Genomic DNA, 19,765 nt, shown 5'->3' with positions numbered 1-19,765 from the left:
GCTTTTTTGTTTTAATATTCTCGCTATGATAAAGCCACTCTTTTCCAACCTGCGAGAAAACTATGCTGATCGATTTACGCAGTGACACAGTCACGCAACCTGATGTCGCGATGCGCAATGCCATGGCCAATGCCGAAGTCGGCGATGATGTGTATGGCGATGACCCGACGGTGAATGCTTTAGAGGCCCAGGCCGCCAGGTTATCAGGTAAAGAAGCCGCATTATTCCTGCCGACTGGCACACAAGCGAATCTGGTCGCACTGTTAACCCACTGTCAGCGTGGTGAAGAGTATATCGTCGGCCAAAAAGCGCATAATTATCTGTATGAAGCCGGTGGTGCCGCAGTGCTTGGTAGCATCCAGCCACAACCTATTGATGCAAATGATGACGGCACCTTACCACTGGATAAAATATTGGCGGCGATCAAGCCCGATGACATTCATTTTGCTCAAACCCGCCTACTGAGTCTGGAAAATACCCACAGCGGTAAAGTATTGCCACTGAGTTACTTGCAGCAAGCATGGGTTTTGACCCGCGAGAAAAAACTGGCATTACATATTGATGGCGCACGTATTTTTAATGCTGCCGTGGCGCTGAATGTCCCCCTGAGTGACATCACCCAATATTGCGACACCCTGACAATTTGTCTGTCAAAAGGGTTGGGAACCCCGGTTGGCTCGCTGTTATGCGGCAGTGCAGAATACATTAAACGTGCGCGCCGTTGGCGTAAAATGACCGGCGGCGGCATGCGTCAGGCGGGCATTTTGGCAGCGGCCGGGTTGTATGCATTAGAGCATAATGTCGCCCGATTAAAAGATGACCACGACAATGCCCTGTGGCTGGAGCAACAACTGCGCTCATTAGGTGTGGAGATAGTGGCTCCGGGGGCGCAAACGAATGTGCTGTATATTCAGCAATCTGCCGAGGCAGCCGCCAAACTTGGCCCTTGGATGCGCGAGCATGGCGTATTGATCAGTGCTGGGCCAATCACCAGAATGATTACTCACCTTAATATCAGCCGCAGTGACCTGGAAAAAGTGGTCGCGTTATGGCGTGAGTTTTTAACCGAGCAGCGCGCATGACGCCGCAACGGATATTGGTGCTGGGAGCCAGTGGCTATATTGGCCAACATCTGGTGCCAAGACTAAGCCAGCAAGGGCATGCCGTCACTGCCGCTGCGCGCCGTATCGAGTGGTTAAAAGAGCAACCCTGGCAGGGAGTCGAGTGCCGTTTTGTCGATCTTTATCAGCCCTCAACCCTGATCGCCGCGCTACAAGATATTGATGTCGTCTATTATCTGGTTCATGGCATGGGCGACGGACAGGATTTGATTGAGCAGGAACGCCTGGCGGCCACCAATATGAAAACGGCGCTGCAACAGAGCCCGTCAGTCAAGCAGATCATATACCTGAGTGCATTACAGCCGGATGACAACAGTTCCCCTCATCTGATTGCCCGCAAATTGACCGGTGATTTGCTGCGCCAAAGTGGTATTCCGGTGACCGAGCTGCGCGCCAGTATCATCGTCGGCCCCGGCTCTGCCGCTTTTGAAGTGATGCGCGATATGGTTTATAACCTGCCGATTCTGACGCCACCGCGTTGGGTGCGCTCAAAATCATCCCCGGTCGCGCTGGAAAACTTGCTGATTTACTTAACGGAATTACTCAATCACCCGTCAGCAGAAAACCGCATATTTGATGTCGCCGGGCCGGAATATATTAGCTATCAAACTATGTTTGAGCGGTTTATTGCTATCAGTGGTAAACGGCGCTGGCTAATTCCTATTCCGCTCCCGACCCGCTTTATTTCAGTTTACTTCATCAATATGGTGACCTCAGTCCCGACGCCGATTGCCAGTGCTTTGATTGAGGGGCTGAATCACGATTTACCGGCTGATGGGCAAGCTTTGCAGGCGCTGATTCCCCAACAACTCATTAGTTTTGACGATGCCGTTAAAGAGACATTGCGCCGCGAGGATGAAGTGGTGGATTCGCCTGACTGGGGCTATGACCCCGAAGCTCGCGCCCGCTGGCGGCCGGGTTATGGTTTTTACCCCAAACAGGCGGGTTGCACACTCTATACCTCCGCCTCCAGTGAGGCGTTGTGGCATGTGGTCCAGCAAATTGGCGGCAAAGAAGGTTATTTTTATGGCAATCCGCTATGGAAAACCCGCGCCTGGATGGATGATCTGGCCGGTGGCGGTGTTGTTTATGGCCGCCCAGACAGAGAAACGCTGGAATTGGGTGACCTGATTGATGGCTGGAAAGTTATCACCCTCAAACCCTTGCGGCAGTTAGCCATGATGTTCGGGATGAAAGCGCCGGGGCTTGGGCGGCTCACTTTTACCATCAAGGAGTTGGGCGGACGCCGCAGCTTCGATGTCCGGGCATGGTGGCATCCGGCGGGCTTTAACGGGTTACTGTATTGGTTTGTGATGATGCCCGCACACCTGTTTATTTTTCGGGGTATGGCGAAACGCATTGCCACTTTGGCGGTGCAATATGACCGCGAACGCAAGAACAAGAGCGACGAATAACGCTGCAAATTCAAGTAAGCAGGGGATTCTGATTGCATAGCGCCGCATTTCACGAAAGAATGGCATCTTATTTGCTGGACGAATAATTCAAAGCTCTAGCATTCTGATTTTTGGTGGGAACCGAATTTGTTATGAAGATATTGGTCACCGGTGCAACCTGCGGGTTAGGCCGAAATGCCGTTGAATATCTCCGTCGTCAGGGTATCAAAGTCATCGCCACCGGCAATAATCCGGCGATGGGCGCATTATTGACAAAGATAGGCGCTGAATTTATTCATGCCGACCTGACGAATCTGGTTTCCGCACAGGCGAAAGCTATGCTGGCCGGTGTCGATACACTGTGGCACTGCTCCAGTTTTACTTCGCCTTGGGGCACTGAGCAAGCTTTTGAGCTGGCCAATGTCCGCGCGACACGCCGTTTGGGTGAATGGGCCGCCGCCTATGGTGTGGAGAATTTCATTCATATTTCCTCACCCGCCATTTATTTCGATTATCACCACCACCGAAATATTCAGGAAGACTTCCGCCCAGCCCGTTTTGCCAATGAGTTCGCACGCAGCAAAGCCGCTGGAGAGGAAGTTATTCAGCAATTAGCGCTGTCTAATCCGCAAACCCATTTTACTATTTTGCGCCCGCAAGGCTTGTTCGGCCCACACGATACCGTGATGCTGCCGCGCCTGCTACAAATGATTAAATATTATGGCACCCTGCTGCTGCCCCGTGGCGGTGATGCTCTGGTGGACATGACCTATCTGGGAAATGCGGTGCATGCTATGTGGCTGGCGACTCAAAGCCAGAACACACAATCTGGCAGAGCCTATAATATTACCAATCAACAACCTCGCCCACTGCGCACCATCGTGCAACATCTACTGAAAGAGTTGGATATGCCCTGCCGTATTCGCTCAGTGCCCTACCCGATGCTGGATATCATGGCCCGAGCAATGGAGAAACTGGGTAATAAAGCCGAAAAAGAGCCGATATTGACCCATTATGGCGTCGCTAAACTTAATTTTGACCTGACGCTGGATACCCAGCGGGCAGAATTAGAATTAGGTTATCGTCCGCAAGTGTCATTAGATGAAGGGATTATCCGCACTGCCCGCTGGTTAAAAGAGCACGGTAAATGACGTGGCTGAGCTGCTCTCCACATTTTCTTTGGCTATAGGCTACAATCATTTTCATAACGGATTCTTAAGGTCATCATATGAAAAAGAAAAATATTGCCCTGATTCTTCCTCTCGCCATTCTGCTTAGCGCCTGTACCAGCAATGTCAGCCCGGCATTCAAGGATATCAGCAGCCGCACCGCGCCATGTATTGACGGTGGGCCGGACACAGTAGCACAAAAATTCTATGACCTGCGGATTGGGCAAATCGGCAATAAAAGTGGCTTGCCTGATGATAATTTGTCTGCTCAATTTCGCCCTTATCTGAGTCAGGCACTTTATGAACAAATTCAAACAGCTAGAAAGCAAGCGGGTCAGCGCCCAGCGGCGACAGTGAATACCACACAAACCATCAATGGCGATATTTTCACCAGTTTGCGTGAAGGCAGCACCAGCGCGGATGTTGCCAGCGCTTCAACTATTCCCAATACTGATGCCCGAAATATTCCATTACGGGTCAATTTGACGCACCAATCGGCAGGCGGGCAATCAGTGATGTGGCAAGACGAAGTGTTGATGATCCGCGAAGGAACCTGTTGGGTTGTCGATGACATCCGCTTTATGGGTGTTTCAGCCCCGGCCAGCAGTTTACGTCAACTTTTGGGTGATCACTAACCAGCCCAAAATGCAGCCAACACCCCTGCAAATTGAAAGAAAATGAGTATCCCCTATAGATTTTAAATCCAAGTGTTATGCTATTTTTCACACCGAATACGGGTTGTTAATAAATTTTAACGCACAAAGATTGCATAAGTATGCCGCGGAAGTTACCATTCACGGCATCATTGGCTATTCAGATTTGGCGCATGAGTATTCAACTTAACGGAATTAACTGTTACTACGGCGTACACCAGGCGCTGTTCGACATTACATTAGACTGTCCTGCGGGCGAAACCTTAGTGTTATTAGGGCCAAGTGGTGCCGGTAAAAGCTCATTGCTGCGCGTGCTGAATTTGCTAGAGATGCCGCGCTCAGGGACTTTGCAGATAGCGGGCAATCACTTCGACTTTTCCCAAGCTCCGGGCGCGAAAGCTATTCGCGAATTACGCCAGAATGTGGGGATGGTCTTCCAACAATATAATCTTTGGCCGCATCTTACTGTGGTGCAAAATCTGATTGAAGCCCCTTGCCGTGTGCTGGGTCTATCAAAAGATGAAGCCATGGCGCGCGCACAAAAATTACTGACCCGCCTGCGTTTGACTGATTTTGTTGACCGCTTCCCGCTGCATCTTTCGGGTGGTCAGCAACAACGTGTGGCCATTGCCCGCGCGTTGATGATGGAGCCGCAAGTTTTGCTGTTTGACGAACCGACCGCAGCACTTGATCCAGAAATTACGGCACAAATCGTCAGTATTATCCGTGAATTAGCAGGAACCGGCATCACTCAAGTGATTGTCACCCATGAGGTTGAAGTCGCCCGTAAAACGGCCAGCCGCGTGGTTTACATGGAAAACGGCCATGTAGTCGAACAAGGTGATGCCAGCCACTTTACACAACCCACAACTGAAGCTTTTGCCAGCTATCTGTCACATTGATATCTATTTGGGAATTTGCGATGAAAAAATTAATAATTGCTGCAGTCCTCGCCAGTATCAGTTTATCCGCCTCTGCCGCGGAAACTGTCCGTTTCGCCGCTGAAGCGACTTACCCGCCATTTGAATTTATTGATGCCAATAATAAAATGCAGGGCTTTGATATCGATCTGGCTAATGCGCTGTGTAAAGAGATGCAAGCCGAATGTACCTTTACCAATCAAGCTTTCGACAGCTTGATCCCAAGTTTAAAATTCAAGCGTTTTGATGCGGTTATCTCTGGGATGGACATTACCCCTGAGCGCCAAAAGCAAGTGGCTTTTACCCAGCCTTATTATGATAACTCTGCACTGTTTATTGCCGAAAAAGGCAAAGTGGCTGATTTAGCCGCCCTGAAAGGCAAACGTGTCGGTATGCAGAATGGCTCGACTCATCAAAAATACTTGATGGAGAAACACCCTGAAATTACCGCCGTCCCTTATGACAGCTATCAAAATGCCATTCTTGACCTGAAAAATGGCCGTCTGGATGCGGTATTTGGTGACACTGCGGTGGTCAATGAGTGGTTGAAGCAGAATAATCAATTAGCTGCGGTGGGTGACAAAATCACTGATGCTGACTATTTCGGTACCGGTTTAGGGATTGCCGTTCGTCAGAACAACACCGAATTACAGGGTAAGTTAGATGCTGCACTGGCAAAAGTTAAAGCCGATGGCACCTATCAGACAATTTATAAAAAATGGTTCCAGCAGTAATTTAAGCACCCATGAATGAATTTCAACCTTTAGCAAGTGCCGCCGGTATGACCGTCGGCCTTGCCGTTTGTGCACTGGTCCTCGGTCTGATTCTGGCGATGCTGTTTGCCGTCTGTGAATCATCACGATGGAAAGTCGTCAGTTACCTGACAACCGGCTGGGTCACCATTTTACGCGGGCTACCAGAGATTCTGGTGGTGCTGTTTATCTATTTTGGCTCTTCTCAGCTATTGATGATGCTGTCAGACGGCTTTACCTTGAATCTGTATCTCTTTGAGTTACCGATTAAGCTCAATATTGATGATTTTGAGGTCAGCCCATTCCTGTGTGGGGTTATTGCACTGGCCCTGCTTTATTCGGCTTATGCATCACAAACTTTACGCGGTGCACTGAAAGCCGTGCCTATCGGGCAGTGGGAATCAGGCCAAGCATTGGGCTTGAGTCAAACGGCTATTTTCTTCCGCTTGATTATGCCGCAGATGTGGCGTCATGCCCTGCCCGGCTTGGGCAACCAATGGTTGGTGCTGCTGAAAGATACCGCGTTGGTGTCGCTTATCAGTGTCAATGACTTGATGCTGCAAACCAAAAGTATTGCTACCCGAACTCAAGAACCCTTTACCTGGTATGTGATTGCCGCGGCTATTTATCTGGTGGTGACCCTGCTTAGCCAGTATGTGCTCAAGTGGATTGAACTCCGAACGACCCGTTTTGAACGGAGCCCATCCTAATGCTGGAATTCTTACCCGAGATCCTAAAAGGGCTACATACCAGCCTGACATTGACTATTGCCTCTTTGTTGGTCGCGTTGGTGCTGTCATTGCTGTTCACCATTGTGTTGACACTGAAAACTCCGATTGTCACGCCACTGGTTAAAATTTATATCACGCTGTTCACCGGCACCCCGCTGTTGGTCCAGATCTTTTTGATCTACTACGGCCCAGGGCAGTTCCCGGCCATCCGTGAATACCCATGGTTATGGAGTTTGCTGTCACAACCCTGGCTGTGTGCAATGATTGCCTTGGCATTGAACAGCGCGGCCTATACCACTCAGTTGTTCTATGGTGCGGTTCGCGCTATTCCTGCTGGTCAATGGCAATCCTGTGAAGCCCTGGGAATGTCTAAGGCCCAGTCATTGCGCATCTTGCTGCCATTTGCTTTTAAACGCGCACTTTCCTCCTATTCCAACGAAGTGGTGTTGGTGTTCAAAAGTACCTCACTGGCTTACACCATTACATTGATGGAAGTTATGGGTTACAGCCAACTGATGTATGGCCGGACTTATGATGTGATGGTATTTGGTGCAGCGGGGATTGTGTATCTGGTGGTAAATGGGTTGCTGACATTGTTGATGCGGTTGGTGGAGCGCCGAGCGCTAGCGTTTGAGCGGCGGAATTAAGGGTTAAATACCCAGTTCGGATTATTGTTTTTGGTTGATGCTAGTTTAGCTATGAGGTTCGGTTGACATGAAATTTGTGCTCACCTGACCTCTGATACCTCAACCGCCAAAGGGGTTACAAGCGCGTAACCCCCTTGGATCCCCTGCGCTAGCGCACCTATCACTAGCCTGCTTCGCGGGTGCCCTCGATTCATCATTTCGCTGACGGGACGGCTTTACGCGGGTCCCTCCGCGTGACGCCTAAATCCACCGTCCATGGCGGATTTCCCTGGCTACATTCTTCACTCGGCAGCTCAAATGTGCTTTTAACATCAAAGTCAAAACCGTGGTTTTGATTTTTTCTTTTGGCCTTAAGCGCAATCAGGAATATTACCGACAAAGACGGTGGCCCGAGTGAGCCGCCATGGACGGCGGCGAAAAGCGCGCTTGAGCAGGAGCGACAACACTGCGAAGCAGTTTTGAACAACGCTTGCGTTGGCCCGAAGGGTAGCCTTGAAGAGGCTTATAATCGTGCTGGCTCGATAAGGCCAACGGCTGCCCGAGGGAACTGCGAATAGCAGTTATATTTCGCGCAAGCCGCAGGTGCAGGAGGGCCGGCTTGCCCTCCTGCTCGGTTGAGGCTACTGGGATTAAGTGGCCACTGAACAACTATCAACCGAAACTAGATCCGACTTTCTGTCAACCGAACCTGATCACAAAACAGCTGTCAACCAAACCCAAACCTCTATCCTGTCCTTCCATAATTAAAATAAAAATTAAATTTTTAATCACATTACTTGCATATAAATTCATAAAATGGCAATGTAAACCTCATCAATCATCCGAATAAATCGTGATGAAGAATCACAAGACATAATAAAATCAATAAGTAATAACATATTCTATTAAAAAAATTCAGACAGGAGTTTAAGCATGAAAAAGTTACTATTGGCGACAATCTTAAGTGGCATGGTGTTCAGCGCAACGGCCGCAGAAACTACTCATTCCACCGAAACAATCCGTTTCGCTGCTTCAGCAACCTACCCGCCTTTTGAATCCATCGGTGCCAATAATGAAATCGTCGGCTTTGATATGGACCTGGCGAAAGCATTATGTAAGCAGATGGAAGCCAACTGTACATTCACCAATCAGGCCTTTGATAGCCTGATCCCGGCGCTTAAATTTAAACGTTATGATGCGGTTATCTCTGGTATGGACATCACACCGGAACGTAGCAAGCAGGTGGCATTTACCCAACCTTACTATGCCAACTCGGCCATTGTTATTGCCCCGAAAGGTAAATTCAGTTCTTTCGCGGATCTGAAAGGCAAGAAGATCGGGATGGAAAACGGCACCACGCACCAGAAATATTTGCAGGATAAACATCCAGAAATTCAAACCGTGGCTTATGACAGCTACCAAAATGCCATTATTGACCTGAAAAATGGCCGTATTGACGGGGTGTTTGGCGACACTGCGGTAGTGAATGAGTGGCTGAAAACCAATCCAAATCTGGCATCAGTTGGCGAGCATGTGACTGACCCGCAATACTTTGGCACCGGCCTTGGTATTGCTGTGCGCCCGGATAACACCGCGTTGCTGGAGAAACTGAATAAAGCCATTGAAGCGGTGAAAGCTGATGGGACATATAAAGCCATCAATGATAAGTGGTTCCCGCAGTAATACCACCCTTTGTACTTGACGTTGCAGGGGTGTTCGCTGCACTCACGAACCCGAATCACTTACCTGTGTAAGTTCATCGGGATTCGTTTGCTGGCTGCCTACCTGCAACGCCAATTACTTTGGGTTTAGCGCTTAATAAGTAAGGATAAAACTTCATAATGTGCGGTATGCGGAAACATATCAAACAACTGCACCCGCTCAATGCGATAGTCCGCTAACAAATTGATATCTTTCGCCATTGTTTCGGCATTACAGCTTGAATAGAGAATAAATTCGGGTGCCATTTGGCTGAGATATTCACACAGTTCGGCACCAATGCCGCGCCGTGGCGGATTCACCAATACCAATTGCGGCACTAGCGCTTCGGCGGTGGCAAAACGCGTCGAATCTAGCGCGGCAAAATTGACATTTTTTAGCCCCAATTGACTCGCTGACTGGCGCGCACAGGCAATAGCTTCGGCGCTGATTTCAATGCCGGTAAGCTGAGTTTCAGTATCCGCACAATGCAAACCGAACCCCCCCACCCCACAGAATAAATCCCACATGCTATTAATATTCAGCTCACGCACCCATTGGCGCGCCGTAGCATACAGTGATGCTGCAACTTGCGGATTGGTCTGGAAAAAACTTTGTGGGCGGATAAACAGCGGCACCTGATTAAAGATTTCTGGCAGCGCCTGCTGCTCCGTTAATGGAATTTCCTGCTCCCCTTCCAAAATCGCCATATGCACCGGCTGAATATTGGCCGAGGTAACCGCAAGTTGAGGTAATTGTTGCTGCAACCAGGGCAAGGCCGCCTGTAGCTGTGCCAATTTTGTGGAGGAGCGCAACACAAAGCGCAGCATTAACTCACCACTATAAGTGCTTTCAGTTAATAACAGGAATTTAAGCTCACCACGCTTGCGCGCAACGTTATAAGGCGTTAGGCCCGCACGCGCAATAAAGGTTTTCAGCACCGTAAAAACGGGCGCAAAACTGGCGGGATAAAGTGGACACTCACATAAATCAACCGGGGTGCCATCGCGATGCAACATGCCTAATAATGGGCGCTCGACACTGCCACTGACCACCATTTTGGCTTTATTACGAAAAGCACTTTCCTGCCCGAAAACCGGCGATAGCCATTGAGTGACGGCGTGACCAGATAACAGCGTTTCTAAATGATGTTGTTTATCAGCCAGTTGTTGCGGATAAGGTTTATCCAGCCACTGACAGGAACGGCAGCTACCCGCCGTATATTGTGCGCAATGCATTAATAATTAACCGTTGTTAGATATTAACGTTCTGAGACATTAAATTGAATGTGCAGCCGAGGCTGTTGATAGGGCGAATTGTAGCACTGTGTTACGTTAAACACTCATTTTGACGACCGAAAATAGCGATGCCAAGGGAAAAACAACAAACCGAGAATCACCACGTCGGGGATCTTTTGTAGCAGCAAACTATGTAAAATTTCAGCGCCGCTATCGCCATCAATGCGGAAGACATCAACATCCAGCTCTAACCAGTCCAGTGACGCCATCAGCAAATAGATGCTGACCACCCATTGGCAAGCCAAATAACACCAGCGCGCCCAGTTTTGCCGTAGACATACCGCCACGCCGCAAACCATTTCCAGCAACAGGATAAAAATGCTGGCAATAAAGATCAGGGCGGAGTCCCAGTTTTGCAGGCTTTCAGCGATAAAACTCCCGGTCCCTCCCCAGCCCAGCGTCGCCACCAAGAGGATTACACCGAGGAAACGGGTCGCAATAATGGCGGTTCCAGCGATTAACACCGGGACGGGCGTGGTGGCGGCGGATGAAAACGCTGCGGATGAAAATAACAATCTCATATTGCCCAGTTTGTCTCCCGGTTCGGGTTTTGTAACCTGATGTTATCCCTGACAATAACGCCACTCGAAAGCGGCGTCAAAAGATAATGAAAGACTAACAGTTTTCAGGCTAATCAGCTATTTATTAACAATTAGCTATTTATTAATAATTAGCCATTTATTAATAATCAACTGCGGGCAGCTTTGCGTAATTCGCGTAACCGCTGTTTTTCCGAACGGGACATAAACCACCACGCAATTAAGCCGATAATCCCGACCACCAGCAAAATAAGTGTCGCCAGCGCGTTTATCTCCGGGTTCACCCCCATGCGCACACTAGAGAACACCAGCATCGGCAAGGTGGTTGCACCCGGCCCGGCGACAAAACTGGCGATCACTAAATCGTCCAGTGACAGGGTAAAAGCCAGTAGCCAGCCAGAGATTAATGCTGGAGCAATCATCGGCACGGTAATCACAAAGAACACTTTCAATGGGGTCGCCCCCAAATCCATAGCGGCTTCTTCAATTGAGCGGTCTAATTCGCGCAAACGGGAACTGATAACCACCGTCACATAGGCGGTACAGAAGGTCACATGTGCCAACCAAATAGTGAACATCCCGCGCTCAGCTGGCCAGCCAATGGCGTGGCCCATGGCGACAAACAGCAGCAATAATGATAACCCGGTAATGACGTCGGGCATCACCAGCGGGGCTGTCAGCATAAAAGCAAAACCGTTCGAGCCGCGAAAACGGCCAAAACGCACCATGACCACCGCCGCTATCGTCCCCAACACCACCGCCATGGTGGCAGAAGCCGCGGCGATAGTGAGGCTCAACCCCACCGCTGATATCATCGCCGAATCATTGAACAGCTCTATATACCAGCGGATAGACCACCCCGCCCATACAGTGACCAGTTTCGAGCTGTTAAATGAGTATATAACCAACATCAACATCGGCGCATACAAGAAAGTATAGCCGACAATCAAGATAATCCGACGCCAGACCGAGCGCACTTCCGGTAGGTTATTCATACCGCGCCTCCTGTGCTTTATTTTGGTGCTTGTGGAACCAAATAATCGGCACGATCAGTAACACTAACATGACTGTCGCGACGGCGGAGGCCACTGGCCAGTCACGGTTATTAAAGAATTCTTGCCATAAAATACGGCCAATCATGATGCTGTCCGGGCCGCCGAGCAGTTCAGGGATAACAAATTCACCGACCGCCGGAATAAAGACCAACATGGAACCGGCCACAATTCCCCCTTTGGTCAAAGGGACAATCACACTGACAAAGGTTTTAAAGGGCCTGGCACCCAGATCCAGTGCCGCTTCGACCAATGAGTAATCCAATCGGGTCAGTGCGGTATAGATAGGCAACACCATGAAAGGCAGGTAGGAATACACAACGCCAATATATACCGCCAAATTGGTGTGCAGAATAATCAGCGGCTGATCAATAACCCCCGCCCACATCAGGAAGTTATTCAAAATGCCATTATTTTTCAGGATACCCATCCAGGCATACACCCGAATCAAGAATGATGTCCATGACGGCAGAATAACCAGCAGCAATAAGATATTGCGAGTGGATGATTTGCTATGGGCAATCGCCCAAGCCAATGGATAACCAATAATCAGGCAGCATAAAGTGGATACCCCCGCCACTTGCAATGATTGTAGGTAAGCATCGATATACAGAGGATCATCAAACAGTTGCAGATAGTTGCCCAGATTGAGCGAGATATCCAGCTTGCCGTCCAACCAGGTGACCAGGTCGGTATAAGGCGGAACTGCGCGCGCCATCTCCGCCAGACTGATTTTGAAGACAATCAGGAACGGCAACATAAACAGCAAAAATAACCATAAATAAGGGATGCCAATGACCCATTTCCGGCCATGCGACATTTGGAAACGTTGAATCAGCGCGGTTACCGGCCCTACAGCTCGGGTCGGTGGTTCTGCTGCTCCACGGGTGGATTCTGGTATCACAATATTTTTGCTCCCCAAACGATCAGCTACTCAAGCTATCTGTTACCCAAGTCATCTGTTACCTAAGTCATCAGTTACCTAAGACAACACAGCTGTCGGCATCCCAGCAGAGTTGTACTTCATCACCCCAGGTTGGCATCCCTTTACGGTAACGGTGGCCATTTTGTAGCTGCGCGGTAAGCATCTGTCCGCTGTGTAATTTCACGTGATAAATGGATAAATCGCCCAAATAAGCAATGTGTACCACTTCACCGACGGCAAAGTTGCAGCCATCTTCCGGCACCTGTTCACACAACATCACTTTCTCTGGCCGCAAGGCGACAAAAACAGGCACGCCGTCGACCACAGAAGCATCCGAATCCACTTTCAGTGGATGGCGCAGACCGGGGCTGTCGATCACCAGCGCATCATCCAGTCGCTCTTTTAATACGCCTTCAAACACATTCACTGAACCGATAAATTCGGCGCTGAATCTGCTGTTCGGATGCTCGTAAATCTCTTCCGGTTCGCCAATTTGCACGAATTTTCCACGGTTCATAATGGCAATTCGCCCAGCCATGGTCATGGCCTCTTCCTGGTCGTGGGTCACCATCACGCAAGTTGCCCCTACGCGCGCCAGGATATCCACCACTTCGAGTTGCATGCGGTCGCGCAGTTTTTTGTCCAACGCGCCCATCGGCTCATCCAACAACAACAATTTTGGCCGTTTAGCCAAACTACGCGCCAATGCCACTCGCTGGCGCTGACCGCCGGATAACTGATGGGGTTTGCGCTTGGCAAACTCTTGCATGTGCACCAGTGTCAGCATTTCTGCCACCCGACTTTTGATTTCATTGGTGGGCAATTTGTCCTGCTTCAAACCAAACGCGATATTTTGCTCAACAGTCATATGCGGGAATAATGCATACGACTGGAACATCATATTGATTGGGCGCTGATAAGGCGGCACGTGCGACAAATCCTGCCCATCGAGGATAATCTGCCCCTGTGTCGGCTGTTCAAAACCGGCCAGCATGCGCAATAGGGTGGATTTCCCACAACCTGAAGCCCCTAACAGGGCAAAAATCTCGCCTTTGTAGATGGTCAAATTGACATCATCTACCGCGGCCTGACCATCAAATGATTTAGTTAAGTTGCGAATCTCCAACAAGGGGGTAAACACCTTTTGGGATTTTTGCTGCGGGCGGGGAATGACATCATTCACTCAGCGTGCTCTCCGTAAAAGCAGAACAGGCCGCATTCAAGCTGCGGCGCAATAAAAAACAGGAACAGGAAGATAAACCCCCGGTTCCTACCATGGTCTATTTTACTTATCCATCAATGCGTTATCAGTGACAAGCTCATCGTCTGCGGCTGATTCCCGCTAATGGTTTATTTACCACTTTTCACTTTGGTCCAAGCCCGGGTGATCACGCGATCAATTTTGGGATCTTGCACTTTTAATGTGAACATTTTGGCTCGCACATCGGCTGGCGGATAAATACCAGGATTATCACGGACTTCTGCGTTCACCAACGGGGTCGCCGCTTTATTAGCATTGGCATAAAACACGTGGTTGCTGATGTTGGCAATCACCTCTGGGCGCATCAGGTAATTCAGGAATTGATAGGCTTCGTCCTGATTTTTAGCATCCGCTGGCATAGCAAATACATCAAAGAAAGCTAATGCCCCTTCCTTTGGAATGCTGTAAGCCACATTCACCCCATTTTTGGCTTCTTTGGCGCGATTAGAGGCCTGCATGATGTCGCCAGCCCAACCCACAGCGACACAGATGTCCCCGTTTGCCAGGTCATTAATGTATTGTGAAGAGTGGAAATAGCGGATATTGGGGCGTAATTTTAATAACAATTCCGTGGCCGGGCCGGTGTAATCCGTTGCCTGAATACTGTTGGGGTCTTTGCCCAAGTAATTGAGCAGGGTAGCAAAAATCTCGCTTGGTGCATCCAGGAAGGAAACGCCACAGCTTTTTAGCTTCTCAAGATTCTCAGGTTTCAGCACTAAATCCCAACTGTTTACCGGGGCATCTTTCCCCAACGCCGCTTTGACTTTCTCGACGTTATAGCCAATACCGGTGGTCGCCCACAGATACGGAATCGCGTATTTGTTATCCGGATCGTGCTTGCCGACCAAGGTCAACAACTCGGGATCAAGATTTTTGTCATTCGGTAATTTACTTTTATCCAGCGGCTTGAATACACCCGCAGACAATTGGCGTTCAAGGAAACTGGCTGACGGCACCACCAAGTCAAACCCGGTGCTCCCCGCCATCAATTTACCTTCCAACACCTCGTTGGAGTCAAACACATCATAGACAACTTTAATGCCGGTTTCTTTTTGGAAATTAGCCAGCGTATCTGGCGCAATATAATCAGACCAGTTGTAAATGTGCAGTGTTTTTTCTTCAGCAGATGCTGAGACGGACGCAGCCATTAATAGGCCAGCAGCAACACCCGATAACCACTTTTTACGTTGGGTGAACATCCGTTAACTCCTCCAAAATAGGGGGTAAATTAGTGCGATAAATTTGCATCCATAGGATACAACGTCTTTGCCCTGCCGAGCGCCATTGCCGCAAACACCCTATGCATGACTATGCACGGTAGGTGATTATTAACCTAACAAGGATAATCACTGATTTTGCGGAGGAATATTATGCCCTTTGCAGAAAGAGCAGCATAACCGCAGTTGGTAATCCGCACCAGACTCTAGGGTAAAAAACGCCTTTTATCGATTTTTTATGCATATTCTATCTATGTAATGCGCCACTAATGGCATAAACGGCGACAAATATCTGGCAAAAGAGGGTAAAAAGCAGAATATATTATGGTTTACTGCGGGAATGGCAGTGTGCCACTGGCTATCAGTAGCACTCTGATTATTGATGCACGGACGTCAATTAATGAATAACAGGGTAAGCAGTGGCGGTTTGTGGCAACTCATCGTCATCACTGTTACCAATAAACAGTAAGTCATTGGCGCGCGCCTCCAGAATAATCATCGAAATCTGCTCTTCACACTGCTGCATAAAATAGCCGAATTGCGCCAATGTCACCCCGACTTCCACCGCCAGTGACTGGCAGACAATCAGTTTTGGCAGATTATCATCCTGAATATCAATAAAAGCCTTCACCGTCAGTGAGCTGGCGTTGATTTGGCTGAGGTCCGCAACCAGCGGGATCAAGGCGGTCGGCCGCACTTCGGCCAGCGCTGAAAACAGGATAATGTTATCGACCAAATCAATTTTGGCATCAAACACCCCCTCAAAATTTTGCATATGCGGCAAATGCAGCGCCTGGCAGGAATCGCACTCAAAAAATGAGATACCGAGTTGATCCAGCCAACGCCGTAATAAGGCTAAATCCGGGACGATGAGTGAATCCATAACTACCTACCTCACGATTCTCATAATATGAAAAGTGGAATAGCTTACGGAATATTGGCCGACAGCGCCACTTCAATCCCGACTAATTTAATGTCCTCAAAAAGACTCAATCATGGCCTTACCCAGATTTATTCTCTTTTTTGGTTCGCGCTTCTTCTAACTCTTTCTTTGATTGTGGCCTGGATATTCTGTCAGCGCTGCCTAATAGCGGACCAAAACCATGGGCTACGCGCCAAACAATACAAGCTGCCGCCGGGATCATCAGGGCAATCCCGATAAAAATCATCATGATGGCAGCAGCCGGTGTCCCAATAGAGCCAGGTAGTGACAAATAGTCATTAATACATAAATAGGCAATAACTAATAGCAGCATCCCCAGCACTTCTGCCACGATAACAATACGGGGCATATCTCCTAATGAGCGCATCTTTACCTCCGAACCTCCAACCAGCTATGTATCAGCTTTTAAACAGTGTATTGAATCCTCACTATTTGTAACAGTATCGAGAAGCAAATAGGTAGGATTAATCAGATTAACAGGTAAATCCTGCTTTTTTTTCACTGCACCAAAGGGCATAGTAGACCCAAGTGAGAATGAGTAATACGCTAGAAGTTATTTAACAGTTGAATATATCAGTAACTGTTGACGAAGTGATTACCTCAATTTAATCAAGGAGTTTTACATGTTTGCTGTGATTTTCGGGCGTCCTGGATGTCCTTACTGTGTTCGTGCCAAAGAATTGGCGGAAAAACTGGAAACTGAACGCGACGATTTTAAATTCCGTTACATCGATATTCACGCGGAAGGGATCACCAAAGCTGATCTGGAAAAAACTGTCGGCAAACCGGTAGAAACCGTGCCACAAATCTTTATCGATGAGAAGCACATTGGCGGTTGCACAGATTTCGAAGCCTATGCTAAAGAAAATCTGAGCCTGTTCAAGTAATCGGCGGACAAACTGATCTATTGGTGTGCCGTCAGTCAATAGCCGCAGTGCCAATAATGATGAGTTTTATGCGAAAAAGGGTGCTTGCCACCCTTTGAGGTTATTGACAAAGTGCCCGCAGCGGTGAAAACAGGCAGATCGTAAAGACGCCGTCAATACATCCTTGTAGGCTCGAGCCGCGCCATCCCTGGCGCGGACGCTTTACTCTTCTGCCCGTCCTCACCACCATAGATCGAGTCGTCGGGGTTTGTCAGCAGTCTGAAAGGGTGCTTGCCACCCTTTTTTGTTGTCTGTTATTGCTGTCAACGCAGTCACCGCGGTCTCCAAAAATCACTTTATGTTGCTTATTCGCAGCAGATAACCCCGATTTTATCAAGAAATCAAGTATATCCCGCTAGCTATACCAAACTTCCCGCTTACTACTGGCTGTCTCGCAGCAGACCGATTAGAATAACCACGCTATTGCCGACATTTATATCCTGTCGGACGGTATTTTTTAGAATTAAACGGTTTTTAAATTAAAAGATATGTGTCGCTCTGATTTAACATTAAGGGTGTATATACCCAAAATAATTCGAGTTGCAGGAAGGCGGCAAGTGAAAGAGTCCCGATGAGCTTACATGAGTAAGTGATTCGGGTGATTGAACGTAGCCAACGCACATGCGGCTTGAAGTATGACGGATATGCATCGTGGATTATCCTGGCTGAATAGAAAGTCATACTCGTGAATATAAATGTCGCAAATTTGTTAAACGGCAACTACATCTTGCTGTTATTCGTGGTTTTAGCGCTGGGATTATGCCTAGGTAAACTGCGATTAGGGCCTATTCAATTAGGTAACGCTATTGGTGTGTTGGTGGTATCACTGTTGCTTGGGCAGCAGCATTTTACCATCAATACTGAAGCACTGAATCTGGGCTTTATGCTGTTTATTTTTTGTGTCGGTGTTGAAGCCGGCCCAAACTTCTTCTCTATTTTCTTCCGCGACGGCAAAAACTACCTGATGCTGGCTTTGGTCATGGTGGGCAGTGCGATGATTCTGGCGCTCGGGCTGGGTAAACTCTTTGGCTGGGACATTGGTCTGACGGCCGGGATGCTGGCTGGGTCAATGACCTCCACCCCGGTGTTGGTGGGGGCTGGCGATACTTTGCGCCACACCATCGCCAATAATCCGGCGCTGCAACACGCCCAAGATAATCTGAGTCTGGGTTACGCCCTGACCTATCTTATTGGGCTGGTCAGTCTGATTTTAGGCGCGCGATATTTACCCAAACTACAACATCAAGACTTGCCGACCAGTGCTCAGCAAATTGCTCGTGAGCGCGGCCTTGATACCGACAGCCAGCGCAAAGTCTATTTGCCGGTCATTCGTGCCTATCGCGTTGGCCCGGAATTAGTGGCGTGGGCCGATGGTAAAAATCTCCGCGAATTAGGGATTTATCGCCAAACTGGCTGCTATATTGAGCGAATTCGCCGCAATGGCATCTTGGCGAACCCAGATGGTGACGCGGTACTGCAAGTTGGCGATGAGATCTCGCTGGTCGGCTATCCGGATGCCCATTCCCGCCTTGACCCCAGTTTTCGTAATGGGAAAGAAGTGTTCGACCGTGACTTGCTGGACATGCGCATTGTTACCGAAGAGATTGTGGTCAAAAACAGCAATGCCGTGGGTAAGCGCCTCAGCCATTTAAAATTGACTGATCACGGCTGTTTCCTGAACCGCGTGATCCGCAGCCAAATTGAAATGCCGATTGATGACAATGTGGTATTGAATAAAGGCGATGTCTTGCAAGTCAGCGGCGATGCTCGGCGCGTCAAAAGCGTGGCAGAAAAAATTGGCTTTATCTCCATTCACAGCCAGGTCACCGACCTGCTGGCATTCTGCGCTTTCTTTATTTTGGGATTAATGATTGGCCTGATTACCTTCCAATTCAGTAATTTTAGCTTTGGTATTGGTAATGCCGCCGGTCTGTTGATGGCGGGCATCATGCTGGGCTTCTTACGTGCCAACCACCCGACTTTCGGCTATATCCCGCAAGGGGCGCTAAATATGGTGAAAGAGTTCGGCTTGATGGTCTTTATGGCGGGCGTCGGGTTAAGCGCGGGCGGCGGTATTAATAGCAGCCTGGGTGCCGTGGGCGGACAAATGCTGATTTCCGGTTTGATCGTGAGTTTGGTCCCCGTGGTTATCTGTTTTATCTTTGGCGCTTATGTATTACGCATGAACCGCGCTCTGCTTTTCGGCGCGATTATGGGCGCGCGTACCTGTGCACCGGCCATGGATATCATCAGTGATACGGCCCGCAGTAACATCCCTGCGTTGGGCTACGCCGGTACTTATGCCATTGCCAACGTGTTACTGACATTGGCGGGCTCATTAATCGTCATTGTCTGGCCGGGAATATTAGGTTAGCGCACTAAAATAGGCATTCGAGATAAAGCTAAACATTATTTTAACCTTTTTTCATTTCCCTAGAACTTTCTTACCAGACTGGGGTCTGATTTAATGCCACTGCTTTTCTTTGATGTCCCCATATTGAGGAGCCCGATAGTCCCGCCTTCTTAGGTTCAAGACTAAT

The 19,765-nt window shown here is 48.9% G+C and carries 19 protein-coding genes; 11 read left to right on the top strand and 8 right to left on the bottom strand.

The window, feature by feature from the left end:
• Nucleotides 1-62: 62 nt before the first annotated feature.
• The 9 genes from ltaE to FTA91_RS13350 all read left to right on the top strand — a co-directional run bounded on the left by ltaE (nucleotide 63) and on the right by FTA91_RS13350 (nucleotide 9,049).
• On the top strand, nucleotides 63-1,082 hold the full coding sequence (gene ltaE / locus FTA91_RS13400) for a low-specificity L-threonine aldolase (RefSeq protein ID WP_050113085.1): 1,020 nt from the start codon (nucleotides 63-65) through the stop codon (nucleotides 1,080-1,082).
• Nucleotides 1,079-2,536 carry a DUF2867 domain-containing protein gene (locus FTA91_RS13395; protein WP_050113084.1) on the top strand — a complete coding sequence of 486 codons (1,458 nt, stop codon included), beginning with the start codon at nucleotides 1,079-1,081 and terminating at the stop codon, nucleotides 2,534-2,536. Before ltaE ends, FTA91_RS13395 begins: the two co-directional genes overlap by 4 nt.
• A gap of 131 nt (nucleotides 2,537-2,667) precedes the next feature.
• Nucleotides 2,668-3,666 (top strand): NAD-dependent epimerase/dehydratase family protein, encoded by a 999-nt coding sequence (locus tag FTA91_RS13390; RefSeq protein WP_145536165.1) that lies wholly within the window; start codon nucleotides 2,668-2,670, stop codon nucleotides 3,664-3,666.
• Between the two features lie 77 nt (nucleotides 3,667-3,743).
• A complete protein-coding gene (locus FTA91_RS13385) occupies nucleotides 3,744-4,319 on the top strand; it encodes a lipoprotein (protein WP_050113082.1) in 576 nt (191 codons plus the stop codon).
• Between the two features lie 191 nt (nucleotides 4,320-4,510).
• Complete coding sequence (gene artP / locus FTA91_RS13380; protein WP_038639446.1) at nucleotides 4,511-5,239, top strand: arginine ABC transporter ATP-binding protein ArtP; 729 nt, start codon at nucleotides 4,511-4,513, stop codon at nucleotides 5,237-5,239.
• Between the two features lie 20 nt (nucleotides 5,240-5,259).
• On the top strand, nucleotides 5,260-5,991 hold the full coding sequence (artJ, locus tag FTA91_RS13375; RefSeq protein WP_049556014.1) for an arginine ABC transporter substrate-binding protein: 732 nt from the start codon (nucleotides 5,260-5,262) through the stop codon (nucleotides 5,989-5,991).
• Nucleotides 5,992-6,002: 11 nt separating this feature from the next.
• Nucleotides 6,003-6,719, top strand: coding sequence for an arginine ABC transporter permease ArtQ (artQ, locus tag FTA91_RS13370; RefSeq protein ID WP_050113081.1), 717 nt, complete (start codon nucleotides 6,003-6,005; stop codon nucleotides 6,717-6,719).
• Complete coding sequence (gene artM / locus FTA91_RS13365; RefSeq protein ID WP_038632031.1) at nucleotides 6,719-7,387, top strand: arginine ABC transporter permease ArtM; 669 nt, start codon at nucleotides 6,719-6,721, stop codon at nucleotides 7,385-7,387. The genes artQ and artM overlap by 1 nt, the downstream gene beginning before the upstream one ends.
• Before the next feature lie 912 nt (nucleotides 7,388-8,299).
• Complete coding sequence (locus FTA91_RS13350) at nucleotides 8,300-9,049, top strand: arginine ABC transporter substrate-binding protein (protein WP_050113080.1); 750 nt, start codon at nucleotides 8,300-8,302, stop codon at nucleotides 9,047-9,049.
• Nucleotides 9,050-9,174: 125 nt separating this feature from the next.
• Here FTA91_RS13350 and rlmC read toward each other — a convergent pair whose 3' ends face one another.
• The 8 genes from rlmC to FTA91_RS13310 form a co-directional block, all read right to left on the bottom strand.
• On the bottom strand, nucleotides 9,175-10,302 hold the full coding sequence (rlmC, locus tag FTA91_RS13345) for a 23S rRNA (uracil(747)-C(5))-methyltransferase RlmC (protein ID WP_145536162.1): 1,128 nt from the start codon (nucleotides 10,300-10,302) through the stop codon (nucleotides 9,175-9,177).
• 104 nt (nucleotides 10,303-10,406) lie between these two features.
• Nucleotides 10,407-10,883: a YbjO family protein gene (locus tag FTA91_RS13340; protein WP_050113078.1), complete on the bottom strand. Its 477-nt coding sequence runs from the start codon at nucleotides 10,881-10,883 to the stop codon at nucleotides 10,407-10,409.
• 167 nt (nucleotides 10,884-11,050) lie between these two features.
• Nucleotides 11,051-11,896 carry a putrescine ABC transporter permease PotI gene (gene potI, locus FTA91_RS13335; RefSeq protein WP_050113077.1) on the bottom strand — a complete coding sequence of 282 codons (846 nt, stop codon included), beginning with the start codon at nucleotides 11,894-11,896 and terminating at the stop codon, nucleotides 11,051-11,053.
• Nucleotides 11,889-12,857: a putrescine ABC transporter permease PotH gene (gene potH / locus FTA91_RS13330; protein ID WP_050113076.1), complete on the bottom strand. Its 969-nt coding sequence runs from the start codon at nucleotides 12,855-12,857 to the stop codon at nucleotides 11,889-11,891. The genes potI and potH overlap by 8 nt, the downstream gene beginning before the upstream one ends.
• A 70-nt stretch (nucleotides 12,858-12,927) precedes the next feature.
• On the bottom strand, nucleotides 12,928-14,061 hold the full coding sequence (gene potG / locus FTA91_RS13325; RefSeq protein ID WP_145583480.1) for a putrescine ABC transporter ATP-binding subunit PotG: 1,134 nt from the start codon (nucleotides 14,059-14,061) through the stop codon (nucleotides 12,928-12,930).
• A 167-nt stretch (nucleotides 14,062-14,228) separates the two neighbouring features.
• Nucleotides 14,229-15,338 (bottom strand): spermidine/putrescine ABC transporter substrate-binding protein PotF, encoded by a 1,110-nt coding sequence (gene potF, locus FTA91_RS13320; RefSeq protein ID WP_050113074.1) that lies wholly within the window; start codon nucleotides 15,336-15,338, stop codon nucleotides 14,229-14,231.
• Between the two features lie 415 nt (nucleotides 15,339-15,753).
• A complete protein-coding gene (locus FTA91_RS13315; RefSeq protein WP_050113073.1) occupies nucleotides 15,754-16,239 on the bottom strand; it encodes a type III secretion system chaperone family protein in 486 nt (161 codons plus the stop codon).
• A gap of 118 nt (nucleotides 16,240-16,357) precedes the next feature.
• Nucleotides 16,358-16,666 (bottom strand): YbjC family protein, encoded by a 309-nt coding sequence (locus tag FTA91_RS13310; protein WP_050113072.1) that lies wholly within the window; start codon nucleotides 16,664-16,666, stop codon nucleotides 16,358-16,360.
• Between the two features lie 256 nt (nucleotides 16,667-16,922).
• Here FTA91_RS13310 and FTA91_RS13305 point away from each other — a divergent pair, with 256 nt between their 5' ends.
• Both FTA91_RS13305 and FTA91_RS13300 read left to right on the top strand, forming a co-directional pair.
• Nucleotides 16,923-17,186, top strand: coding sequence for a GrxA family glutaredoxin (locus FTA91_RS13305; RefSeq protein ID WP_004389584.1), 264 nt, complete (start codon nucleotides 16,923-16,925; stop codon nucleotides 17,184-17,186).
• A 724-nt stretch (nucleotides 17,187-17,910) separates the two neighbouring features.
• Nucleotides 17,911-19,599: an aspartate:alanine antiporter gene (locus tag FTA91_RS13300; RefSeq protein ID WP_050077825.1), complete on the top strand. Its 1,689-nt coding sequence runs from the start codon at nucleotides 17,911-17,913 to the stop codon at nucleotides 19,597-19,599.
• Nucleotides 19,600-19,765 lie beyond the last annotated feature (166 nt).

It is taken from the genome of Yersinia thracica, assembly GCF_902170565.1.
In the GTDB taxonomy this organism is placed as follows: Bacteria; Pseudomonadota; Gammaproteobacteria; order Enterobacterales; family Enterobacteriaceae; genus Yersinia; species Yersinia thracica.
Note: the sequence above shows the minus strand (reverse complement) of the source record. Positions and strands in the feature narration are given on the sequence as shown.